Origin of the sequence: Variovorax sp. DAIF25, from assembly GCF_050711835.1 — a bacterium.
Taxonomy (GTDB): Bacteria; Pseudomonadota; Gammaproteobacteria; order Burkholderiales; family Burkholderiaceae_C; genus Variovorax.
In genome coordinates, this window is the sequence record NZ_CP136636.1 from 4,049,499 (window position 1) to 4,070,408 (window position 20,910).

Below are 20,910 nucleotides of genomic sequence, written 5' to 3' on the forward strand. Positions count from 1 at the left end.
CCATGGTCGTCATCCCCGTCATTTCATCCAAGGGCGGTGTTGGCAAGACCACCGTCGCCGCCAACCTGAGCACCGTGCTCGCCGAGCGCGGCCACCACGTGCTGGCGATCGACCTCGATCCGCAGAACGCGCTGCGCTTCCACCTCGCCAACGATCCGCACCAGTGCGTCGAAGGCCTGGCCGAGGTCGCGGCCGGCCAGCTGACCTGGACCCAGGCGATGCGCCCCGGCCATGGCGGCACCGTGGTGCTGCCCTTCGGCACGGTCGACGACGAACAGCAGATCGAGCTCGAGCAGCAGCTCGCGCGCTACCCGGGCTGGCTCGGCGACACGCTCGCGCGCTTCGCGCTGCCCGACGACACGCTGGTGGTGCTCGACACGCCGCCCGGCCCCACGGTCTACATGCAGCAGGCGCTGCGCACGGCGAACTTCTGCGTGGTCACGGTGCTGGCCGATGCCGGCTCCTTCGCCACCCTGCCGATCATCGAGCGCATGGTCGACAAGTACTGCCGCCCGCGCGCCGACTACGGCGGCAGCGCCTACGTGGTGAACCAGGTGGCGCCGAGCCGCCGGCTCAACCACGACGTGTTCGAGATGCTGCGCGCGCGCCTGCAGTCGGAACTGCTGGGCGTGCTGCACCAGGACGAATCGGTGTCCGAGGCGCTGGCCTCGGCGCTGCCGGTGCACCGCTACGCGCCCCTGAGCCAGGCGGCGCAGGACCTCTCGGTGTGCGCCGACCGGCTGCTGGCACGCATCGCCGCGGCCGCCGCGAACCGCGCCGCCCACGCACAGCCCGCGGCCGATCCGGCCTGGCAGATGGAGTCCCGATGAGCAGCAGCAAGGCGCAGCCGGCATCCGAGGCGGGCTCCGCGCCGCCTCCCTCGCCCGATACCCCGCTGGGCGCCGACCGCCCGCCGCGGCCCGCGCCGGCCTTCCTGCGCCTGTGGCCGGTGCGGCTGGTGGGCTGGCTGATCCTGCTGACGGCGGCGCCGGCGCTGATCATCGCGCCCATGACCTTCGAACAGCAGCTGGTGCTGTCGATCGGCATCTTCCTCGCGGCCCTGTTCGTGAACCGCTTCCGCGGCCACTTCGCGGGCCTGGTGCTGATGCTGCTGTCGGTGATCGTCTCCTCGCGCTACACCTACTGGCGCATCACCGAGACGATGTACATGGACAACATCGTCGACCTGGTGCTGGGCGTGGGCCTGCTCATGGCCGAGCTCTACGCCTTCGTCGTGCTGCTGCTGGGCTACATCCAGACCGCCTGGCCGCTGGGCCGCAAGCCCTCGCCGCTGCCCGCCGACCCGGCCGAGTGGCCGAGCATCGACCTGTTCATCCCGACCTACAACGAGCCGATGTCGGTGGTGCGCCCGACGGTGCTGGCCGCGCAGGCCATCGACTGGCCGCGCGACAAGATCAAGATCTACGTGCTCGACGACGGCCGGCGTCCCGAGTTCCGCGAGTTCTGCGATGCCGTGGGCGTGACCCACGTCACGCGCGACAACAACCGCCACGCCAAGGCCGGCAACATCAATGCCGCGCTCAAGAACACCAGCGCCGAGTTCGTCGCGATCTTCGACTGCGACCACATCCCCACGCGCTCGTTCATGCAGATCGCGATGGGCTGGTTCAACCGCGACGCGAAGCTGGCCATGGTCCAGCTGCCCCACTATTTCTTCTCGGCCGACCCCTTCGAGCGCAACCTCGACACCTTCGGCACGGTGCCCAACGAGGGCGAGCTGTTCTACGGCCTGATCCAGGACGGCAACGACCTGTGGAACGCCAGCTTCTTCTGCGGCTCCTGCGCGGTGCTGCGCCGCACGGCGGTCGAGGAGGTCGGCGGCATCGCGGTCGAGACCGTGACCGAGGACGCCCACACCGCGCTGAAGATGCACCGCCGCGGCTGGAACACCGCCTACCTCGCGCTGCCGCAGGCCGCGGGTCTCGCGACCGAAAGCCTCTCGGGCCACGTGGGCCAGCGCATCCGCTGGGCGCGCGGCATGGCGCAGATCTTCCGCGTCGACAACCCGCTGTTCGGCCGCGGGCTGCACTGGGCGCAGCGGCTTTGCTACCTCAACGCGATGCTGCACTTCCTGTACGGGCTGCCGCGGCTCATCTACCTGACGGCACCGCTGGCCTACCTGTACTTCGGCGCGAGCGTGATCCATGCCTCGGCCTCGATGATCTTCGCGTTCGCGCTGCCGCACATCCTGCACGCCAACCTGACCAACAGCCGAATCCAGGGGCGCTTCCGCTACCTGCTGTGGAACGAGGTCTACGAGGCGGTGCTGGCCTGGTACATCTTCCGGCCCACGCTGGTGGCGCTGATCAATCCCAAGCTCGGCAGCTTCAACGTGACGGCCAAGGGCGGCCTGATCCAGGAGCAGTACTTCGACACCTCGATCGCCAAGGCCAGCCTGGTGCTGCTGGCGCTGAACTTCATCGGCGTGGCGCTCGGGATCTGGCGCCTGACCTGGGTCGATCCGCAGAACATCGCCACCGTGTGGCTGAACCTGGCCTGGACCGTCTACAACCTCATGATCCTCGGCGCCTGCGTGGCGGCGGCCAACGAGTCGCGCCAGGTGAGGGCCGCGCACCGCGTGACGCTCGACGTGCCGGCGGCGCTGTACTTCGCCAACGGCCACTCGATGCGCTGCAACACCTTCGACTTCTCGACCGGCGGCCTGGGCCTGGAGCTGCCGACCGAGGTCAAGCTGGCGCCCGACGAACCGATCGAGGTGGCGCTGTTCCGCGGCGACGCGGAATCGCGCTTCCCCGCCACCGTGCGCTTCAGCAACGGCAAGCGCCTGGGCATCCGCTTCGCGCCGATGAGCTTCGCGCAGGAGCGCGCGCTGGTGCAGTGCACGACCGCGCGCGCCGACATCTGGGCCGCGCGCTGGGGCAACCATCCGCGCGTGGGCGTGCACCGCGTGCTGGCCCACCTGACGAGCATCAGCCTGGTCGGCTTCAAGGACATGTTCTCCCATTACTACCGGGCCGGCCTCTCGCGGCTGCGGCTGCCCAAGCGCTCCGTCGGAACGAAGAAGGAAACCGCGTGACGATCACTCCGAAAGCGCCGCGCCGCGGCGCCGCCCCCTCCTTCCGTCCGGCCGCCGGCGCCATGCTGGCCCTGCTGGCGCTGACCGCGGCCGGCACGGCCTCGACGCAGCAGCAGCGTCCGGGTGCACCCGCCGCGGCCGCGCCGGCCTTCGCACCCGCGACCGTGCCCTCGATCGCGCCGGCCGCCGTGCCCACGCTCGCGCTGCCGCCCCAGCAACTGCCCGGCGCGGCCGGCGTGCCGGTGCCCGTCGCCAGCACGGCCGCCGCCGGCGGCACGGTGCGCGAACTCAACCTCACGCAGCTGGGCATCGACTACGCGATCCAGCTGCGCGGCATCAGCGGCACCATCGGCATCCCGTTCAACATCCGCGCCGACGAGCTGGTGACCTCGGCCTCGTTCCGCCTCAACTACGCCTACTCGCCCTCGCTGATCCCCGAGCTGTCGCACCTGAAGGTGACGGTCAACGACGTGCTGGTCGCCACGCTGCCGGTGAACCGCGCCGACGGCGGCAAGCCGCAGACCGCCGACATCCCGATCGACCGGCGCCTGATCACCGAATTCAACCGCATCAACGTCGAGCTGATCGGCCACTACACGCGCGACTGCGAGGACCCGGCCCACACCAGCCTGTGGGCGCGCATCGATGCCTCGAGCACGCTGCGCCTGAACGTGTCGCCGCTCAAGCTGAGCAACGACCTCGCGACGCTGCCGCAGCCCTTCTTCGACCGCCGCGACGTGCGCCGCGCGCGCATTCCCTTCGTCTTCGGCAGCGCCGAATCGGGCCCGCTGCTCGAGGCGGCGGGCGTGGTTTCTTCGTGGTTCGGCGCGCTCGCCGACTACCGCGGCGCCGTGTTCCCGGTTTCGCGCGGCCAGTTGCCCAGCGGCCATTCGGTGGTGTTCGCCACCCCCGAGACCAGCCTGCCGGGCCTGGTGCTGCCCGCGATCCAGGGGCCGGCGCTGGCCGTGGTCGACCATCCGCAGGACCCGACCGCCAAGCTGCTGCTGGTGATGGGCCGCGACGCCAACGAGCTGCGCACCGCCGCCGCCTCGCTGGCACTCAACAGCCGCGCGCTGTCGGGCGCGACCAGCGCGATCGCCGCGTTCCAGGAGCCGCCCGCGCGCAAGCCCTACGACGCGCCGCGCTGGGTGCCCAGCGACCGCGCGCTGCAGTTCGGCGAGCTCACGACCGCGGCCGATCTCTCCGTGACCGGCTACAACCCCGACGTGGTGCGGGTCAACCTGCAGCTGCCGCCCGACCTGTTCACCTGGCGCAGCCGCGGCATCCCGCTCGACCTGCTCTACCGCTACACGCCGCGCGTGCGGCCCGACCAGTCGACGCTCAACGTCAACGTCAACGAGAACTTCATCGGCGCGATCCCGCTGCGCTCGGCCAACCCGGCCGGCGACCGCTGGTACAACCCGCTGGCCGTCAAGCTGATGCCCGACGGCACGCTGGCCGAACGCAAGGAAGTGATCCTGCCGCCGCTGGCGCTGGGCCCGCGCAGCCAGCTGCGCCTGCACTACTACTTCGAGCCGGTGGCCGGCCGCTGCATCCCGCAGCTCGACAACGTGCGCGGCTCGATCGACCCGACCTCGAAGATCGACGTCTCGGGCTTCCCGCACTTCATCGCCATGCCCGAGCTCGCGGCCTACGCCAACGGCGGCTTCCCGTTCTCGCGCATGGCCGACCTGTCGGACACCGCGGTGATCCTGCCCGACCAGGCCGACACCTCCGACACCGAGACCTACCTCGGCCTGATGGGCCAGATCGGCCGCGCCACCGGCTACCCCGTGCTGCGCGTGAAGGTGGGCCGCTCGGCCGAGGTCTCGCAGTGGGCCGACAAGGACCTGCTGGTGATCGGCAACCTGCAGAACCAGCCGTTGTTCACGCAGTGGGCCGAGCGCATGCCGCTCAAGCGCGCCGCGGCCGCCAACGGCAGCGGCGACGGCTCGCCGCAGTTCAAGCTCTCGAGCTGGATCGACACCGCGATCGACTTCGTGATCGGCGCGCGCACCCGCGAGGACTTGCCGGGCTCGATGCAGATCGCGGTCAGCGACGACGGCCGCGACGCGGTGCTCGCGGGCTTCGAGTCGCCGCTGCGCAGCGGCCGCAGCGTGGTCGCCGCGATCTCCAACAGCACCTCGAAGGACGCGCTGCTCAACGCGCTGATGACACCCGACCTGCTCAAGCGCGTGCAGGGCAGCATGGCCATCGTGCGCGACGCGCAGGTGCACAGCGTGCTCGGCAGCGAGACCTACTACGTCGGCCGCCTGCCGCCGATCGCCTGGCTGCAATGGAACCTCTCGCGCAGCCCGCTGCTGCTGGCGGCACTGGTGGTGCTGCTGGCCGTGATCGGCGCCGCGGTGGCCTATGCCAGCCTGCAGATTCGCGCGCGCCGCCGCCTCAAGTGACGACCCTCGCCCCGGAGACCGACCCCACGATGCCAGGTTCGAAGCCCACGCTTCCCCCTTCCGTTCCCGACCGGCGGCGCCGCTCGCTGTTCGCGGCGGCGGCCGCGTCCGCGCTGGCCTGGACCGGCACGCGCGCGGCCGCGCAGGCCACGCCGCCCGCCGCTGCCACCCCGCCCGCCGCGCCGATGCCCGCCACCTGCCATCCCGCCGCCGACTGGAACGCCTTCGTCGCGCGCCACATCCAGCGCGACGGCCGCGTGATCGACTTCAACACGCCGCAGCAGCACTCGACTTCCGAGGGCCAGTCCTACTGCATGTTCCTGGCGCTGGTGCACAACGACCGCGAGCTGTTCGCGCGCGTGCTGGGCTGGGCCGAGACCAACCTCGCCAACAGCAGCATCGCGAAGAACCTGCCGGCCTGGCAGTGGGGCCGCAAGCCCGGCGGCGGCTGGGGCGTGCTCGATCCGAATCCCGCCTCCGACGCCGACCTCTGGATCGCCTATGCGCTGATGGAGGCCGGCCGGCTCTGGAACGAACCACGCTACGCGAGCATGGGGCGCAGCCTGCTGGCCATGGTGGCGCGCGAGGAAGTGGTGCTGCTGCCGGGCTTCGGCCGCATGCTGCTGCCCTGGCCCAAGTCGGTGGCCACCGGCTCGGTGTGGCGGCTCAACCCGAGCTACATGCCGCTGCAGCTGCTGCGCTATTTCCAGCAGACCGATCCGCAGGGCCCCTGGGCCGCGGTGGCCGACAACACGGTGCGCCTGCTCGCGGCCACGGCGCCGCGCGGCTTCTCGCCCGACTGGTGCGCCTGGTCGGAGGACGCGCGCGCCTTCGTCGCCGATCCCGAGAAGGGTACGGTCGGCAGCTACGACGCGATCCGCGTCTACCTCTGGGCCGGCATGCTGGCCGAGTCCTCGCCCGACCGCCGGCCGCTGCTGCAGGCGCTGGCCGGCCCGAAACGCCTGCTGGCCGACCGGCAGCCGATCCCCGAGCTGGTCGACACCGCCACCGGCACCGTGCGCGGCATGGGGCCGCTGGGTTTCGCGGGCGCGCTGCTGCCCTACCTGAAGGCGCAGGACATGCCCGAGGCGCTGGCCACCGAGCTGGCGCGCCTGCCCAATTCGCGCGCCGACGGCCAGCCGTCGACCGCCCTGCTTCCCTACTACGAACAAATGCTGCTGCTCTTCGGCCAGGCCTGGCTGGACGGGCGCTACCAGTTCCTTCGGAACGGCCAGCTGCAAACCTCATGGAGACTGCTATGTCGACCCACCCGCACGGCATGACATCGCCGCGCCCGACCCGGTTGCGCCGCGCTCCGGGAGGCCTGCCCTCCGCGCGCTGGCTGGCCTGCCTGGGCCTGTTCGCCACCCTCGGCGCCGCCAACCCGGCGCACGCCCAGGCCGACGCCGCCACCGCCCTGATCGAACAGGGCAACTACTGGCAGTCGCAGGGCCGCGTCGACCTCGCCGAGGAGAGCTGGCGCAAGCTGCTGAGCGTCAACCCGCAATCGGCCGACGCGATGTACGGCATGGCGCAGGTCGAGCTCTCGCGCGGCAATGCCGAGCCGGCGCGCAGCTGGATCGCGCGGCTGCGCGCGGCCGCGCCCAACGACCCGCGCCTGTCGCGCCTGCAGCAGCAGGCGCAGAACCCCGGCCAGGGCAGCCTGCTGCAGCGCGCCCGCGCGGCCGCGCGCGCCGGCCGCGCGGCCGAGGCGGTGCAGCTGTACCGCGACCAGTTCGACAACCGCCCGCCGCCCGAGGCGCTGGCGCTCGAGTACTACCAGACGCTGAGCAGCACGCCGCAGGGCGCCGACGAAGGCCGCCGCGGCATCGAGCAGCTGGCGCGCGAATACCCCGAGAACGCCAGCTACAAGCTCGCGCTGGCGCAACTGCGCACCTACAGCGAGAGCACGCGGCGCGAAGGCATCCGCGCGCTGGTCGAGCTCGCGAAGCAGCCCACCGTGGGCGCGGCCGCGCGCACGAGCTGGCGCCAGGCGCTGATCTGGCTCGACGCGCGCGCGCCCGACATCCCGCTGTACCGCGAGTTCCTCGCCAACAACCAGAACGACACCGCCGTGGCCGCGCGCCTCGAAGCGCTCGAGAGTGGCCGCACCACTGCGGCCTCGGGCCCGGGCGTGCCGCTCGGCGAGGGCTACCGCGCGCTCGAGCGCGGCGATCCGGCGACCGCCGAGCAGCGCTTCCAGCAGGCGCTGCGCGCCAAGGCCGACGACAGCGAGGCGCTAGGCGGCCTGGGCCTGGTGCGGCTGCGCCAGGAGCGCTTCGCCGAGGCGCAGCAGTACCTCGAGCAGGCCGCGCGCGGCGGCAACACCAAGTGGAATTCGGCGCTGCAGAGCGCCACCTACTGGAACCTCGTGAACCAGGCCCGCGCCGCGCAGGGCCGCAACGACCTGCGCAATGCGCAGGCGCTGCTCGAGCGCGCGGTGCGCATCGACGGGCGCGAACCCGTGGGCCAGGTCGCGCTGGCCGACCTGCGCGCCGCCGCCGGCGAACTGCCGCAGGCCGAGCAAGGCTACCGCCGCGTGCTCGAGAGCAAGCCCTCGGACGGCCAGGCGCTGCGCGGCCTGATCGCGGTGCTGGGCCGCCAGGGCCGCGCCGACGAGGCGCTCGAACTCTCGCGCCGCCTCACGCCCGAGCAGGCGGCCCAGCTCGGCGGCCTGCGCGACATCCAGGTCGAGCAGGCGCGCGCCAGGGCCAAGCAGCAGGCCGATGCCGGCGACGCGGCCGGCGCGCAGCGCACGCTCGAGGACGCGATGCTCGCCGCGCCCGACAGCCCGTGGGTGCGGCTGGACCTGGCCAACATCTACCGCCGCCAGGGCCTGGTGGCCGAGGCGCGCGGCGTGATGGAGGGCCTGCTGATGTCGCAGCCCGACATGCCCGACGCGCTGTTCGCGAGCGCCCTGCTGGCTTCCGAGACCGGCGACGCCGCCGCCGGCATCCAGTACCTCGAACGCATCCCGGCCGGCTCGCGCACCCGCGAGATGGCCGCGCTGCAGCGCCGGCTCTGGGCCCAGTCGCAGGCGCAGCGCGCGCAGGCGCTGGCACGCCAGGGCCAGGTCGACGCCGCGCGCCAGCTGCTGGGCCAGGCCGAGGCCTCGCTGAGCAGCGACATGCCGAGCGAAATCTTCGGCCAGCTCGCGGGCGCCTATGCCGACATCGGCGATGCGCCGCGCGCGCTCGCGATGAGCCGCCAGCTGCTCGCGCGCACGCCGACACCGACCGTGGCCAACCGCCTGCTCTATGCCTCGGTGCTGCTCAAGACGCGCCAGGACATCGAACTGTCGGCCGTGCTGCGCCAGCTCGCGAGCACCAGCATGACCTCGTCCCAGCGCGCCGACTTCGATGCGCTGCGCATCGCCTACGCGCTGCGCCAGACCGATGCGCTGCGCGAGGCCGGCAACCTCGAGGCCGCCTACAACGCGATGGCGCCGGTGCTGGCCGAGCAGCCCGACGATCCGAAGGCATTGGCCGCGCTCGCGCGGCTGTACTCGGCCGCGCGCGACGAGAGCCAGGCGCTGGCGCTCTACCAGCGCGTGCTGCAGCGCAGCCCGACCGACCTCGATACCCTGCTGGCCGCCGCCGCGAGCGCGAGCGCGCAGCGCAACCACAGCGACGCCGAGAGCTACGTGATGGCCGCGCTCAAGCAGGCGCCGGACGAGTCGCGCGTGCTGACCGCGGCCGGCCGCGTCTACCGCAATGCCGGCGACAGCCGCAAGGCCGAGCAGTACCTGCGCGCCGCGGTCGAGGCCGACAGCCGGCTCGCGGCCGGCGGTTCGCCCGGCGCGCCCGGTGTGCCGGGCGGCCTGCCGCCCGCGAACCCCTTCGCCGGCATGACCGGCGGTGCCGCGAGCACGGCCCTGCCGGTGCCCGCGGGCGCCGGCGGCAATCCCTTCGCCCAGGCGCGGATGCAGCCGGTGGCCTACGCGGCGGCTGCCCCCGCGGGCGCGTACCCGGCCGCCTATCCCGTGCAGTACCCGGCCTATCCCGCCGCGCCCGCGAACGCGGGCTATCCGGGCGCGACGCCGTGGCCCGCGGGCTCGCAGCCCGCGGCCAATGCCAAGGGGCGCCGCACCACGAGCACCGCCGCGCCGGCCGCGAACACGCGCACCGCCGCGCGCACGGCCAACACGCCCCAGGCCACGGCCTACATCGCGCCGCCGCTGCAGCAGTACCCGGTGGCCGGCGCGCAGCCGGTGGCACCGGTCTACGCGCAGGCGCCGCAGGCCGGCTATCCGCCGGCCTACGTGCAGGGCGGCGGCCTGCTGCCGCTGCCGCGCCCTGGTTCGGCGCCGGCCGACCTCGGCTGGAACGCGGCACCGCGTGCCCAGCCGCCGGCCGATTCGGCCGCGGCGGAACTGCGCGAGCTCGAGGCCGCGCGCTCGGTCTCCATCACCGCGGGCACCGTGTTCCGCAACCGCGCGGGCGAAGCCGGCCTGAGCCGGCTGACCGACTTCGAGATTCCGTTCGAGGCCCGCTTCCCGGTCGGCGACGGCAAGATCGTCGTGGGCGTCACGCCCACCTTCCTCGACGCCGGCTCGCCCGCGGGCGACTGGGCCACCGCCAGCCGCTTCGGCGGCGGACCCGGCTCGGCCTTCACGGGCCTGCTGAACGGCACCACGGCGGGCCAGCAGAACGCCTCGGGCCTGGGCCTGAGCGTGGGCTACGAAGGCAAGAACTTCGGCGCCAGCATCGGCACCACGCCGCTGGGCTTCCAGCAGGTCAACCTGATCGGCAACGCCACCTTCAAGGGCGCCTTCGGCGATGCGTGGTCGTACAAGGCCGACCTGTCGCGCCGGCCGGTCACCGACAGCCTGCTGTCCTTCGCGGGCGCGAAGGACGAGCGCACCGGCGAGCGCTGGGGCGGCGTGGTCGCGACCGGCGCGCGCGGCGACATCGGCTACGACGACGGCACCTACGGCTTCTACGGCTACGGCGCGCTGCACGGCCTCACGGGCAAGAACGTGGCGAGCAACTCGCGCTTCGAGATCGGCGGCGGCAGCTACATCCACCTGCTGAGCGAACCCGGCAACAAGCTCACGCTGGGGCTCAACCTCGGCATCATGGGCTACGACAAGAACCTCAGCTACTACACCTTCGGCCATGGCGGCTACTTCAGCCCGCAGAGCTTCGTGAGCCTCGCGCTGCCGGTGGACTGGAGCGGTCGCAACAACCGGCTGTCGTGGCGCGTCAACGCCTCGCTGGGCGTGCAGGCCTTCAACCAGAAGGAAACGCCCTACTTCCCGACCGACAGCAACCGCAACGGCGATGCCGGCCGCGCGGCCGCCGGCGCGGCGTCGCTCGGCCTCACCAGCACGATCTACAACGGCCGCTATCCGAAGACCTCGAAGACCGGCCTGGCCTACAACCTCGCCGCGGTGCTCGAGTACCAGCTCGCGCCGAAGATGTACCTGGGCGGCTCGGTCGGCCTGAACAACGCGCAGGACTACCGGCAGTTCACCGGCAGCCTCTACCTGCGCTACGTGTTCGACGGCTCGAGCACGCTGGGCGTGCCCACGGGCACGACGCTGCGGCCGCTGGTGTCGCCGTACACCCCGCTGCTCTGAACGGCGACGGCCCACGAAAAAGCCGCGCGGCCCCGAGGGGCTTGCGCGGCTTTCGTCTTTTGAAGAGGGCTCAGCCGCCCGAAACCGACGGCCCCGCGACAGGCACCGCCTGCGCGCGGTGTTGCTGCGGACCCCACAGCGGCACGCGCTCGAAGTCCTGCACCCATTGCGGGATGTCGCAGGCCGACAGCGGCATCGAGATGCCGTAGCCCTGGGCCAGCGTGCAGCCCATCTCGAGCAGTGCCTCGCCGAGCTCGAGCGTCTCGACGCCCTCGGCCACGGGCGTGCGGCCCAGCGCCTTGAGCAGCGCGAGGATGCCCTGCACGATCGCGCGGTCCTGCTCGCTCTCGAGCATGCCGCGGATGAAGGACTGGTCGATCTTGACCGAGGACACGGGCAACTGGCGCAGGTAGGTCAGCGAGGAATAGCCGGTGCCGAAGTCGTCGATGGCCACCGGCACGCCCAGGCCCTTGCAGGCCTCGACGAAGCGGGCCACGGTGGAGAACTTGCTGATGGCGGTGGTCTCGAGGATCTCGAGCTCGAGCGTGCCGGCGCCCAGCTTGGGGAACTGCGCCAGGTGCTGCGCGAGCCGGTCGACGAAGTCCCAGCGCATCATGTGGCGCGGGCTCACGTTGACGCTGATCGCGGTGCGCAGGCCGGCCGAGCGCCACTCGTGCGCCTGCCGCAGCGCCGCGCCGATCACCCAGTCGCCCATGCGCTCGGCGAGCTCGTCGCCCTCGGTGAGCGGCACGAACTGCCCGGGCTGCAGCAGGCCGCGCTCGGGATGCTGCCAGCGGATCAGCGCCTCGACGCCCACCATCACGCCGCGCTGCATGTCGACCTTGGGCTGGTAGCAGAGGAAGAATTCGTCGCGCTCCAGGCCTTCCTGGATGCGCTGGCGCGCGCGCACCATCTGCTCGTCGGCATGGGCCTGCGGCGCGTCGAAGTAATGCACCCGGCCGTCGCCCGCGCGCTTGGCGAAGAAGGCCGCATGGCTGGCCTGGCGCAGCGCGAGCTCGGGCGGCGGGCCGCTGGCGTCGAGCAGCCGTGCGCCGAGGCTGGCCTCGAGGCTGACGGCATGGCCGCGCCATTCCCAGGGTTCGGCCAGCGCGGCCAGCATGCGTTCGAGCACCTGGTGGCATTGCGAATTGCCGATGCCCGCGAACACGGCCGCGAACTCGTCGCCACCGACATGGGCCAGCAGGCCCTCGCGCGGCAGTTGGGCCTTGAGGCGGCGGCGTGCTTCCTCGAGCGCGGCGTTGCCGCCGGCCATGCCCAGGCGCTGGTTCACGTCGGCGAAACGGTCGAGGTCGATGAAGCAGACGATGGCCAGCCGCTTGCCCTCGCGGGCCCAGTCGGCCAGCAGCGGGCGCAGCACCTCATCGGGCGGAAGGCGGTTGAGTCCGGAATCCGGCAGGGCCATGGCGGGAGGTTGCTTGGTCGACAAAGGGCTGAGTCCGGAAAATCGCAATCTATTGTTCTCTCAAAACTGACCGTGGAGCGATCCGTGCGGGGCGAATTGTGAGGTTCGCGGTCTTCGCGCAACACCGTGGCACCCAAGCGTTCGCGGATGCGGCGCCTGGAACGGGGAAGCGGGATCGAAGTGGCGGGTCGGGCTCTCTTCTATTGGCAGCTCGCTCCCACGATGCGGCCCGAGGGTTCGACCCTCACGTTGAGCCGGGTCGGATCGAGCACGGGGTCGGACGGGTCGGTGACCAGCAGGGTGCGCGCGAACTTCGCGCCGCTGCGCTGGCGCATCTCCTCGAGCAGCGGCGCGGTGACGCGCAGGCCCAGCGCGAAGCGCACGCCCTCGGCCAGACAGCTTTCGGGCGGCGGCGCGAAGGCCGGCGGCTCCGGCACCTCGGAGGTGAGGGGACGGTCCTTGGGCGGCGCCTGGCAGCCGGCGGCCAGCAGGAGCAGCGCCGTGAGAGAAAGCCAGTGTCGGCCGTGGATGCGCATTCGGGGGTTCCTTGAACGGGGCGTAGCTTAGTCGGGCGCGGACGCGAATTTGGGCGATCTGGGCGAAACGAGAACAAAAGTATCGACAAAATTCACGATCTCCCTACTGGATTCGGGAGGGGAAACGTTTGCGCAATCTTGGCATGCGATCCGGCGACCGGTCCAGTGGAGATGACGCGCCGATCTCCGACTGTGCCATCGGCGCCAGCCACCGTATCCTCGGAACACCCGGCCCGGCGCCGCCTTCAGAACCCTGGACACACACCGATGAGCCCTGCCTCCAAGACCTCGGCCCCCGCCGCCCTCCCCGGCCAGCCCGCGCCGCACGACCTGCTGGTGAACGTGCCGCGGCTGATCTCGGCCTACTACAGCGGCCGGCCCGATCCCTCGGTGGCCGCGCAGCGCGTGGCCTTCGGCACCTCGGGCCACCGCGGCTCGTCCTTCGACAACGGCTTCAACGAATGGCACGTGCTCGCGATCAGCCAGGCGATCTGCGACTACCGGCGCCAGAAAGGCATCGACGGGCCGCTGTTCCTCGGCATCGACACCCATGCGCTCTCCACGCCGGCCTTCAACAGCGCGGTCGAGGTGCTGGCGGCCAACGGCGTCGAGCTGATGCTCTCGCAGGACGACGAGTACACGCCCACGCCCGCGGTGTCGCACGCGATCCTGGTCTACAACCGCGGCCGCAGCACCGGATTGGCCGACGGCATCGTGATCACGCCCTCGCACAACCCGCCCGAGAGCGGCGGCTTCAAGTACAACCCGCCCAACGGGGGACCGGCCGGCACCGACATCACCTCGGCGGTCGAGGCCGCCGCCAACGGCTTCCTGGCCAACGGCCTGCAGGGCGTGAAGCGGCTGCCGCTGGCGCAGGCGCTCCAGGCCTCGACCACGCACCGGCACGACTACCTGAACACCTATGTGGAGGACCTCGCGCAGGTGCTCGACATGGACGCCATCCGCGACGTTCGGATCGACCTGGGCGTCGATCCGCTGGGCGGCGCGGGCGTGCACTACTGGCCCGCGATCGCCGAGCGCTACAAGCTCTCGCGCCTGACGGTGCTGAGCCAGGAGGTCGACCCGACCTTCCGCTTCATGTCGCTCGACTGGGACGGCCGCATCCGCATGGACCCGTCCTCGCCCGATGCGATGCACCAGTTGATCGCGCTCAAGGACCGCTTCGGCATCGCCTTCGCCTGCGACACCGACCACGACCGCCACGGCGTGGTGGCGGGCAGCAGCGGCCTGATGCAGCCCAACAGCTACCTCGCGGTGATGATCGACTACCTCTACACGCACCGCCCCGACTGGCCCGCCGCCGCGGCCGTCGGCAAGACCGTGGTGAGCAGCCGCATGATCGACCGCGTGGCCCAGCGCCTGGGCCGCCGGCTGTACGAGGTGCCGGTGGGCTTCAAGTGGTTCGTCGACGGGCTGGTCGACGGCTCGCTGGCCTTCGGCGGCGAGGAGAGCGCGGGCGCGACCTTCCTGCGCCGCGACGGCACCGCCTGGACCACCGACAAGGACGGCATCGTGCCGGCGCTGCTGTCGGCCGAGATCGCCGCGCGCACCGGGCGCGATCCGGGCGAACGCTATGCCGAGCTCACGCAGGCGCTGGGCCGGCCGGTGTCCGACCGTGTCGACGCGGCGGCCACGGTCGAGCAGAAGAAGCGGCTGTCGAGCCTGTCGCCCGCGCAGATCCGCTCGACCGAGCTCGCGGGCGAGAAGATCGTCGAGGTGCTGAGCCATGCGCCCGGCAACGGCGCGGCCATCGGCGGCGTGAAGGTGATCACCGAGAACGGCTGGTTCGCGGCGCGTCCCTCGGGCACCGAGAACATCTACAAGATCTACGGCGAGAGCTTCCAGGGCCAGGAGCACCTCGCGCGCATCCTCGAGGAAGCGCAGCAGGTGGTGGACGGCGCGCTCGCGGCGCCCTGAAACCGGTCGCGCGATGCGCACGCTGCCCCTGCGCCTCTCGCCCGGCGACGACCTGCGCGCGGCGCTCGACCGCGTGCTCGCGCAGCAGGCGGTGGACGCGGCCTTCCTGCTCTCGGGCATCGGCAGCCTGCGCGGTGCGCGGATCCGCTTCGCGGGCGCGCCCGAGCCCACGGCACTCGAGGGCGACCTGGAGATCCTCACGCTCGCGGGCTCGCTCTCGCCCACGGGTTCGCACCTGCACATCAGCGTGGCGGACGCACAGGGCCGGGTCTGGGGCGGCCATGCGGCGCCGGGCTGCGTGGTGCGCACCACCGCTGAAGTGTTGCTGGCGCTGCTGCCCGAATGGCGCTTCTCGCGCGAGCACGACGAGGCCACGGGCTATGCCGAACTGAGGATGTACGGGAAAGCGCTAGAGCGCGGCTGAGCCGGACAGGGGCCTCAGTGCGGCTTGTCGTTGAGGTCGTACTTCATGACGCGGCCATGCCGCCCCTCGATGTCGCGCTCGACCTCGTAGACGTCGCCGCTGTCCGGGCGGCGCTGCGCGAGCACCGCGTCGAGCGCCGCGAGGTCGGCCGCGTCGAGCTGCAACGCGAGCATGCGCAGGTGGTCTGGCAGATGGTCGCCGCGGCGCACGCCGACGATCACGGCCGCCACCTCGGGCTGCGCGAGCACCCAGCGCATCGCGACCGCCGACAGCGAGGTGCCGTGCCGCTGCGCGATCTTCTGCAAGGCTTGCAGCAGTGCCTGGAACAGATCCCAGCCGCCGAAGTCGTCGATGATCAGCTTGTACTTGACCAGCGAACGGTTCTCCAGCGGCTCGGCCGGTTCGCTCACGCCGAGCCAGCGTTCCGAGAGAAAGCCGCCGGCCACGCTGCCGTAGCACAGCAGCTTCACGCCGGCCTGCGCGCACCAGGCCGCGAGCCGCGTGCGCGGCCGCTGGTCGAGCAGCGAGTACTGCACCTGCATGCTGCGCAGCGGCAGGCCCGCGTCGCCCAGTTCGCGCGCGCGCTGCGTGTCGAAGTTGGTGCCGCCCAGCAGTTCGATCTTGCCGGCGCGCTGCAGCTCGGCCAGCCAGTGCGCGACCTCTACATAGCGCGGCACGCGGTAGTCCCACCAGTGGAACTGCACCAGGTCGAGCCGCTCCACGCCGAGGCGGCGCAGCGAGCGGTCGATGGTCTGTTCGACCTGCTGCTTGTCGATGCTCGGCAGCAGCGCGAGGTCGGGCACGAACTTGGTGTGCACGCGCAGCTGCGCGAGGCTGTCGGCGCCGTGGCGCGCGCGGTGCTCGCGGCGGAACTCGCCGATCAGTTCCTCGACGCCGGTGTAGATGTCGGCGCAGTCGAAGGTGGTGATGCCGGCCTGGTAGTAGGCCGACATGTCGGCGATGGCCGCGGCGCGGTCGATGCCGCCATGGCCGCCGGCGAGCTGCCAGCCGCCTTTGAGCATGCGCGAGATGGAATAGCCGGGGGCGAGTTCGGTGCGGGGGACGGTGCTCATGGTCGAAGGTCGGAAGGGTGGACCACGGCCGTGGTGTCGGCGTGGCGGAAGACGCGCGTGCCGATGCGCGTGATGCGCAGGCGCGAGGGGCAGTTCGGATCGGGACAGGCGATCTCGGCGTCGGTGCTCATCCAGTCGTTGCCGTCGGTGGCGCGCTGCTTGGCGGCCAGCAGCGGCAGCACCGCGCCCAGCGAATAGATCGAGAAGCCCTGCCCCGGCGGCAGGTGCAGCATCTCGCCGCGCAGCTCGAAGTGGTCGCCGGGCTGGCCGCAGTAGATGCGCGCGCCCTCGGGCGCGACCACCTCGACGCGCAGGTCGTGCAGCGTGAAGCTGCGCTCGGCGGCGGAATCGGTCGGTGTGCTCATGGGAGGCTCCTGCTCAGGGATTGGGCGGTGTCACCGACAGGATGATCTCGGTCGGCGCCTGCGAGGCGTTGATGTAGCGATGCGGCAGCCGCGCATCGAAGGAGATGCTCTCGCCGGCCTGCACCGGGTAGTCGACGCCCGCGACCTGCGCCACCAGCGCGCCGGCCACCACGTAGACGCACTCGGCCGAGGCATGGCCGCGCGGCTCGTCGGCCGACATCTGGCCCGGCTGCAGCACGGCGCGCAGCACCTCGAGCTGGCCCACGCCGGCGGTCAGCCGCTCGTAGGCGACCTGGCCTTGCGGCGCCGTGAGCATCGCGCGCCGTCCCGGCCGGCTGACCCAGACGGTGGGCGGCGCGGGGTCGGAGAACAGCGAGGACACCGATTCGCCGAATACGCCCGCGAGCCGGCGCAGGGTTTCGAGGCTGGGGTCGGTGACCGCGCGCTCGATCTGGCTCAGCAAGGTGGCCGACACGCCGGCCTGGGCCGCGAGCTCGCGCAACGAGAGGCCGCGTGCGGTGCGCAGTTCCTTGAGCCGTTCGCCGATCATGGGTGGGAATTTCCTTTTGTGCAGTCTGACAGCACGAATGAGGCAATGCTATGTGCCATGACGGTGCACGTCAAGCTGGCTGAACGCCCAGAATTGGCGCGTTATTTACAAGGAAAACCCGAACTCGACCCGCTTGTGCTTCGTGCACTTTCGCTGCACACTCCGCGCCCATCTCGTGCAGCAGCACTTCACAGGAGTTTCGAATGGCCGGCCCGTCTCCCTCCTCCATCGCATCGCCTCCCCGCCGCCGCGCCTACCGATGGCTGCTGGCCTTCCCCTTCGTCTGGCAGGCCGGCCTCGCGCCCGTGGTCAATGACATCGCGCTGCGGCCCTTCGGCCTGCCGTTCCCGATGGCCTGGCAGATGGCGGGCATCGTGCTCACGAGCGTGGCGATCGCGCTGGTGTTCCGGCTCGACGCGCGCCATGGCGTGGAGGACGAGGAAGCCGACTTCCTCGCGCGGCACCAGGACGCCGGTACCGACGGCCACGGGAGCGCGCGATGAAGCTCGCGATCGTCCTGGCCATCCTGCTCGCCACGGTCGCGGGCGCCATCGCCTATGGCCGCCGCACCCGGCGCGCCGCCACCTTGGCCGAATGGGCCGTAGGCGGCCGCAGCCTCGGGACCCTGCTGTTCTGGTTCATGAACGCGGGCGAGGTCTACACCACCTTCGCGGTGCTCGGCATCTCGGGCTATGCCTGGGCGCTGGGTGCGCCGGCCTACCTGGCCTTCTGCTCGGTGTCGATGAGCTATGCGGTCGGCTACTGGCTGATGCCGAAGATCTGGCGCGCGGGGCGCATCGGGCGCCTGCTCACGCAGTCCGACTTCTTCGCCGCGCGCTACGAGGCGCCCTGGCTCGGCGTGCTCACCGGCGTGGTCGGCATCGCCTCGCTGGTGGTCTACGTGCAGATCCAGCTCGTGAGCCTGGGCCTGATCGTGCAGCTCACGCTCGACGGCGCGGTGTCGAGCGAGGCCGCGACCATCGGCGCGGGCCTGTTGATGATCGCCTTCGTGTTCGTGGCCGGCGTGCGCTCGGCGGCCTTCGCGGCCGGCGTGAAGGACGTGCTGATGGTGCTGGTCGTGGTGCTGCTGAGCGTGACGGTGGCGAGCAAGGTGGGCGCGGCTTCGCTGCTCGACCTGTTCGCGCTGGCCGAGGCGAAGCATCCGGGCATCGGCAGCTTCCCGGGCCTCGATGCGAGCTCGCCGACCACCGCGATCTGGCTCATGACCTCGGCCATCAACATCGCGCTGGGCAACTGGGTGTTCCCGCACCTGTTCCAGATGTCGTACACGGCGCACAGCGCCACCGCGATCCGGCGCAACGCGATCTGGCAGCCGATCTACTCGCTGGCCTATTTCTTCATCATCCTGCTGGGTTTCGCGGCGCTGATCGCGGGCACGCAGCCGCCGGGCGGCAACCTCAACGCGGCGCTGCTGCAGTTCGTGTCCGACCGCTATCCGGCCTGGACCGTGGGCCTGCTCGCGGGCACCGGCTTCCTGTTGGCGCTGGCGCCGGGGTCGCTGCTACTGCTGACGGCCGGCTCGATCTTCACGCGCAACGTGGTGCGGCCCTTCAGGCCCGCGCTCGGCGAAGGCGCGGCGCTGGCGCTGTCGCGCGGCTCGCTGGTGTGCTTCGCGGCGATCGCCGTGTGGCTGTCGATCAGCCAGAAGGGCTCGCTGGTGAAGATCCTGCTCGACGCCTATTCGGCCATCGGCATGCTGGCGCCCGGCGTGTTCCTCGGCTTCCTCTGGAAGCGCACCAGCGCGCTCGGCGTGCTGGCCGGGCTGCTCGCGGGCTTCGCGGCTCTGCTCGCGCCGCCGGCCGCCAAGTTCTGGGCGACCGCGCTGCCGCAATGGGAGGCCGGGCTGATCGCGATGGCGATCAACGCGGCGGTGGTGGTGGCCGTGAGCCTCGTCACGCAGCGGCCGCGCGCCGCCGCGCTGGCACTGGGGCAGCTCGACGACGAGACACCGCGGGCCGCATCCGGCGGCCTGCCCGCGCGCGCCGCCTGAGCGGGCTTCAGCCTTCCAGCGTTTCCACGCGCAGCGTCGCGACCGCGCCGGCCACGGCCGGGTGCGACTGCAGCGCATGCACCGCGAGATCGAGCGCGCCCTGCGCCATCGGCTCGGTCAGCACCAGCACCTGCGCGCCGGCCGCGCAGGGCGCGGCCAGCGTCACCTGCCGCACCGGCACCTGCTGGCCCGCGAGCCAGGCCGTCACGGCCTCGATGCCGCCGGCCACGTGCACCGGCACGCGCAGGTAGTGCGCGCTGCGCACCGCCGCGCGCGGCAGCACCTCGAGCGCATTCATCGCATGCGCATGGAAGCCCAGGTGCGGCACGCGCTGCGCGGCCGGGGTGCCGGCCAACCGCGCCACGTCCACCAGGTCGGCGATCACGGCCGAGGCGGTCTGCTCCGAGCCCGCACCGGCGCCGTAGTACATCGTCACGCCCGAGGCGTCGCCCTTGACCATCACCGCGTTCATCGAACCGTTCACATGCGCCATCAGGTGCTCGGCGGGCACCAGCGCGGGCTGCACGCGCAGCTCGACGCCCTTCTCACGGCGGCGCGCCACGGCCAGCAGCTTGACGCGAAAGCCCAGTTGCTCAGCGCAGACCACGTCCAGCCCCTGCAGCGCCGTGATGCCCTCGGCCTGCACGTCGGCGAAGCGCAGCGGCATGCCGAAGGCATTGGCCGCGAGCAATGTGAGCTTGTGGGCCGCGTCGATGCCCTCGATGTCGAAGGTCGGATCGGCCTCGGCATAGCCGAGCGCCTGGGCCTGCGCGAGCGCGGCGCCGAAGTCCAGGCCCTCGTCGCGCATCTTGCTCAGGATGAAGTTGGTGGTGCCGTTGACGATGCCCGCCACCCATTCGATGCGGTTGGCCACGAGGCCTTCGCGCAGTGCCTTCACGATCGGGATGCTGACCGCCACCGCGCCTTCGTAGGCCACCGCCACGCCGTGGCGGCGCGCGGCCTCGAAGATCTCGCCGCCGTGCTCGGCCAGCAGCGCCTTGTTGGCCGTCACCACGTGCTTGCCGTGGGCAATCGCGGCCAGCACCCAGTCGCGCGCCGCGCCGGTGCCGCCGGCCACCTCGACCACCACGTCGAGCTCGGGATGGGTCGCGACGCGCATCGCATCGTCGGTGAGCGCCACGCCCTCGCCCACGATGCCGGCGGCGCGCGCGAGGTTGCGCGCGGCCACGATGACGATCTCGATGCCACGGCCGGCGCGCGCGGCGATCTGGTCGTGGTTGCGTGCCAGCACGCGGAAGGTGCCCGAGCCGACGGTGCCGATGCCGATCATGCCCACGCGCAGCGGGCGCATGGCCTGGCTGGGCACGACGGTTTCGAGGGACTGGACGGGATCGCGGTACATGGGCTTCTCCAAACGACAAAAACAAAAACCCAGCTGCCAGAGCTGGGTTTCATTCGTTCGGGGGAAGAGCGATCACCAGGTGGCTGCCGGAACGGCCACCTGCGCGTGCTCAGGTGGCCGCGGTGGTAATGGTGGTAATCATTCGTGCATCCATTGCCCGGTCGGTCCGCGTGG

Annotated in this window: 15 protein-coding genes; 9 read left to right on the plus strand and 6 right to left on the minus strand. The window is 71.6% G+C overall.

The window, feature by feature from the left end; all coding sequences use genetic code 11:
• The first annotated feature begins 2 nt into the window (after positions 1–2).
• The 5 genes from bcsQ to R0232_RS18810 are packed head-to-tail and all read left to right on the plus strand — an operon-like array spanning position 3 to position 11,053.
• Positions 3–830: a cellulose biosynthesis protein BcsQ gene (gene bcsQ, locus R0232_RS18790; protein ID WP_296782783.1), complete on the plus strand. Its 828-nt coding sequence runs from the start codon at positions 3–5 to the stop codon at positions 828–830.
• A complete protein-coding gene (gene bcsA / locus R0232_RS18795; protein WP_431509046.1) occupies positions 827–3,058 on the plus strand; it encodes a UDP-forming cellulose synthase catalytic subunit in 2,232 nt (743 codons plus the stop codon). The genes bcsQ and bcsA overlap by 4 nt, the downstream gene beginning before the upstream one ends.
• Positions 3,055–5,472: a cellulose biosynthesis cyclic di-GMP-binding regulatory protein BcsB gene (gene bcsB / locus R0232_RS18800; protein ID WP_431509047.1), complete on the plus strand. Its 2,418-nt coding sequence runs from the start codon at positions 3,055–3,057 to the stop codon at positions 5,470–5,472. The genes bcsA and bcsB overlap by 4 nt, the downstream gene beginning before the upstream one ends.
• Before the next feature lie 29 nt (positions 5,473–5,501).
• Positions 5,502–6,755: a cellulose synthase complex periplasmic endoglucanase BcsZ gene (gene bcsZ / locus R0232_RS18805; RefSeq protein WP_431509048.1), complete on the plus strand. Its 1,254-nt coding sequence runs from the start codon at positions 5,502–5,504 to the stop codon at positions 6,753–6,755.
• Entirely contained in the window at positions 6,731–11,053 is a 4,323-nt protein-coding gene (locus R0232_RS18810; RefSeq protein ID WP_431509049.1) for a cellulose synthase subunit BcsC-related outer membrane protein, read from the plus strand. Before bcsZ ends, R0232_RS18810 begins: the two co-directional genes overlap by 25 nt.
• A gap of 70 nt (positions 11,054–11,123) precedes the next feature.
• Here the strand turns inward: R0232_RS18810 and R0232_RS18815 are convergent, their stop codons facing one another.
• Positions 11,124–12,476, minus strand: a complete 1,353-nt coding sequence (locus R0232_RS18815) for a putative bifunctional diguanylate cyclase/phosphodiesterase (protein WP_431509050.1) — start codon at positions 12,474–12,476, stop codon at positions 11,124–11,126.
• Between the two features lie 200 nt (positions 12,477–12,676).
• Positions 12,677–13,012, minus strand: a complete 336-nt coding sequence (locus tag R0232_RS18820) for a hypothetical protein (protein ID WP_296782794.1) — start codon at positions 13,010–13,012, stop codon at positions 12,677–12,679.
• 267 nt (positions 13,013–13,279) lie between these two features.
• On the opposite strand from R0232_RS18820, the gene pgm reads away from it, so the two are divergent.
• Entirely contained in the window at positions 13,280–14,950 is a 1,671-nt protein-coding gene (pgm, locus tag R0232_RS18825; RefSeq protein WP_431509051.1) for a phosphoglucomutase (alpha-D-glucose-1,6-bisphosphate-dependent), read from the plus strand.
• Positions 14,951–14,963: 13 nt separating this feature from the next.
• Positions 14,964–15,374: a PPC domain-containing DNA-binding protein gene (locus R0232_RS18830; RefSeq protein ID WP_431509052.1), complete on the plus strand. Its 411-nt coding sequence runs from the start codon at positions 14,964–14,966 to the stop codon at positions 15,372–15,374.
• A 14-nt stretch (positions 15,375–15,388) separates the two neighbouring features.
• Here the strand turns inward: R0232_RS18830 and R0232_RS18835 are convergent, their stop codons facing one another.
• From R0232_RS18835 to R0232_RS18845, 3 genes are read right to left on the minus strand one after another with little or no spacing between them, the layout of a single operon-like run.
• Positions 15,389–16,447 (minus strand): aldo/keto reductase, encoded by a 1,059-nt coding sequence (locus tag R0232_RS18835; RefSeq protein WP_296782800.1) that lies wholly within the window; start codon positions 16,445–16,447, stop codon positions 15,389–15,391.
• A complete protein-coding gene (locus R0232_RS18840; RefSeq protein WP_093342132.1) occupies positions 16,444–16,812 on the minus strand; it encodes a TIGR04076 family protein in 369 nt (122 codons plus the stop codon). The genes R0232_RS18835 and R0232_RS18840 overlap by 4 nt, the downstream gene beginning before the upstream one ends.
• A gap of 13 nt (positions 16,813–16,825) precedes the next feature.
• Positions 16,826–17,362, minus strand: a complete 537-nt coding sequence (locus tag R0232_RS18845) for a helix-turn-helix domain-containing protein (RefSeq protein ID WP_203201106.1) — start codon at positions 17,360–17,362, stop codon at positions 16,826–16,828.
• Positions 17,363–17,565: 203 nt separating this feature from the next.
• Between R0232_RS18845 and R0232_RS18850 the strand changes: the two genes are divergently transcribed.
• Together R0232_RS18850 and R0232_RS18855 are read left to right on the plus strand one after the other, a co-directional pair.
• Positions 17,566–17,865 carry a DUF3311 domain-containing protein gene (locus tag R0232_RS18850; RefSeq protein WP_203201107.1) on the plus strand — a complete coding sequence of 100 codons (300 nt, stop codon included), beginning with the start codon at positions 17,566–17,568 and terminating at the stop codon, positions 17,863–17,865.
• Positions 17,862–19,373, plus strand: coding sequence for a sodium:solute symporter family protein (locus R0232_RS18855; RefSeq protein WP_431509053.1), 1,512 nt, complete (start codon positions 17,862–17,864; stop codon positions 19,371–19,373). Before R0232_RS18850 ends, R0232_RS18855 begins: the two co-directional genes overlap by 4 nt.
• A gap of 7 nt (positions 19,374–19,380) precedes the next feature.
• Here the strand turns inward: R0232_RS18855 and R0232_RS18860 are convergent, their stop codons facing one another.
• Entirely contained in the window at positions 19,381–20,736 is a 1,356-nt protein-coding gene (locus tag R0232_RS18860) for a homoserine dehydrogenase (RefSeq protein WP_431509054.1), read from the minus strand.
• Positions 20,737–20,910: the final 174 nt, after the last annotated feature.

Coding starts and splice junctions, on each gene's coding strand:
- bcsQ (WP_296782783.1), top strand. CDS start 3: ATGGTCGTCATCCCCGTCATTTCATCCAAGGGCGGTGTTGGCAAGACC.
- bcsA (WP_431509046.1), top strand. CDS start 827: ATGAGCAGCAGCAAGGCGCAGCCGGCATCCGAGGCGGGCTCCGCGCCG.
- bcsZ (WP_431509048.1), top strand. CDS start 5,502: ATGCCAGGTTCGAAGCCCACGCTTCCCCCTTCCGTTCCCGACCGGCGG.
- R0232_RS18810 (WP_431509049.1), top strand. CDS start 6,731: ATGTCGACCCACCCGCACGGCATGACATCGCCGCGCCCGACCCGGTTG.
- R0232_RS18815 (WP_431509050.1), bottom strand. CDS start 12,476: ATGGCCCTGCCGGATTCCGGACTCAACCGCCTTCCGCCCGATGAGGTG.
- R0232_RS18820 (WP_296782794.1), bottom strand. CDS start 13,012: ATGCGCATCCACGGCCGACACTGGCTTTCTCTCACGGCGCTGCTCCTG.
- pgm (WP_431509051.1), top strand. CDS start 13,280: ATGAGCCCTGCCTCCAAGACCTCGGCCCCCGCCGCCCTCCCCGGCCAG.
- R0232_RS18830 (WP_431509052.1), top strand. CDS start 14,964: ATGCGCACGCTGCCCCTGCGCCTCTCGCCCGGCGACGACCTGCGCGCG.
- R0232_RS18835 (WP_296782800.1), bottom strand. CDS start 16,447: ATGAGCACCGTCCCCCGCACCGAACTCGCCCCCGGCTATTCCATCTCG.
- R0232_RS18840 (WP_093342132.1), bottom strand. CDS start 16,812: ATGAGCACACCGACCGATTCCGCCGCCGAGCGCAGCTTCACGCTGCAC.
- R0232_RS18845 (WP_203201106.1), bottom strand. CDS start 17,362: ATGATCGGCGAACGGCTCAAGGAACTGCGCACCGCACGCGGCCTCTCG.
- R0232_RS18850 (WP_203201107.1), top strand. CDS start 17,566: ATGGCCGGCCCGTCTCCCTCCTCCATCGCATCGCCTCCCCGCCGCCGC.
- R0232_RS18855 (WP_431509053.1), top strand. CDS start 17,862: ATGAAGCTCGCGATCGTCCTGGCCATCCTGCTCGCCACGGTCGCGGGC.
- R0232_RS18860 (WP_431509054.1), bottom strand. CDS start 20,736: ATGTACCGCGATCCCGTCCAGTCCCTCGAAACCGTCGTGCCCAGCCAG.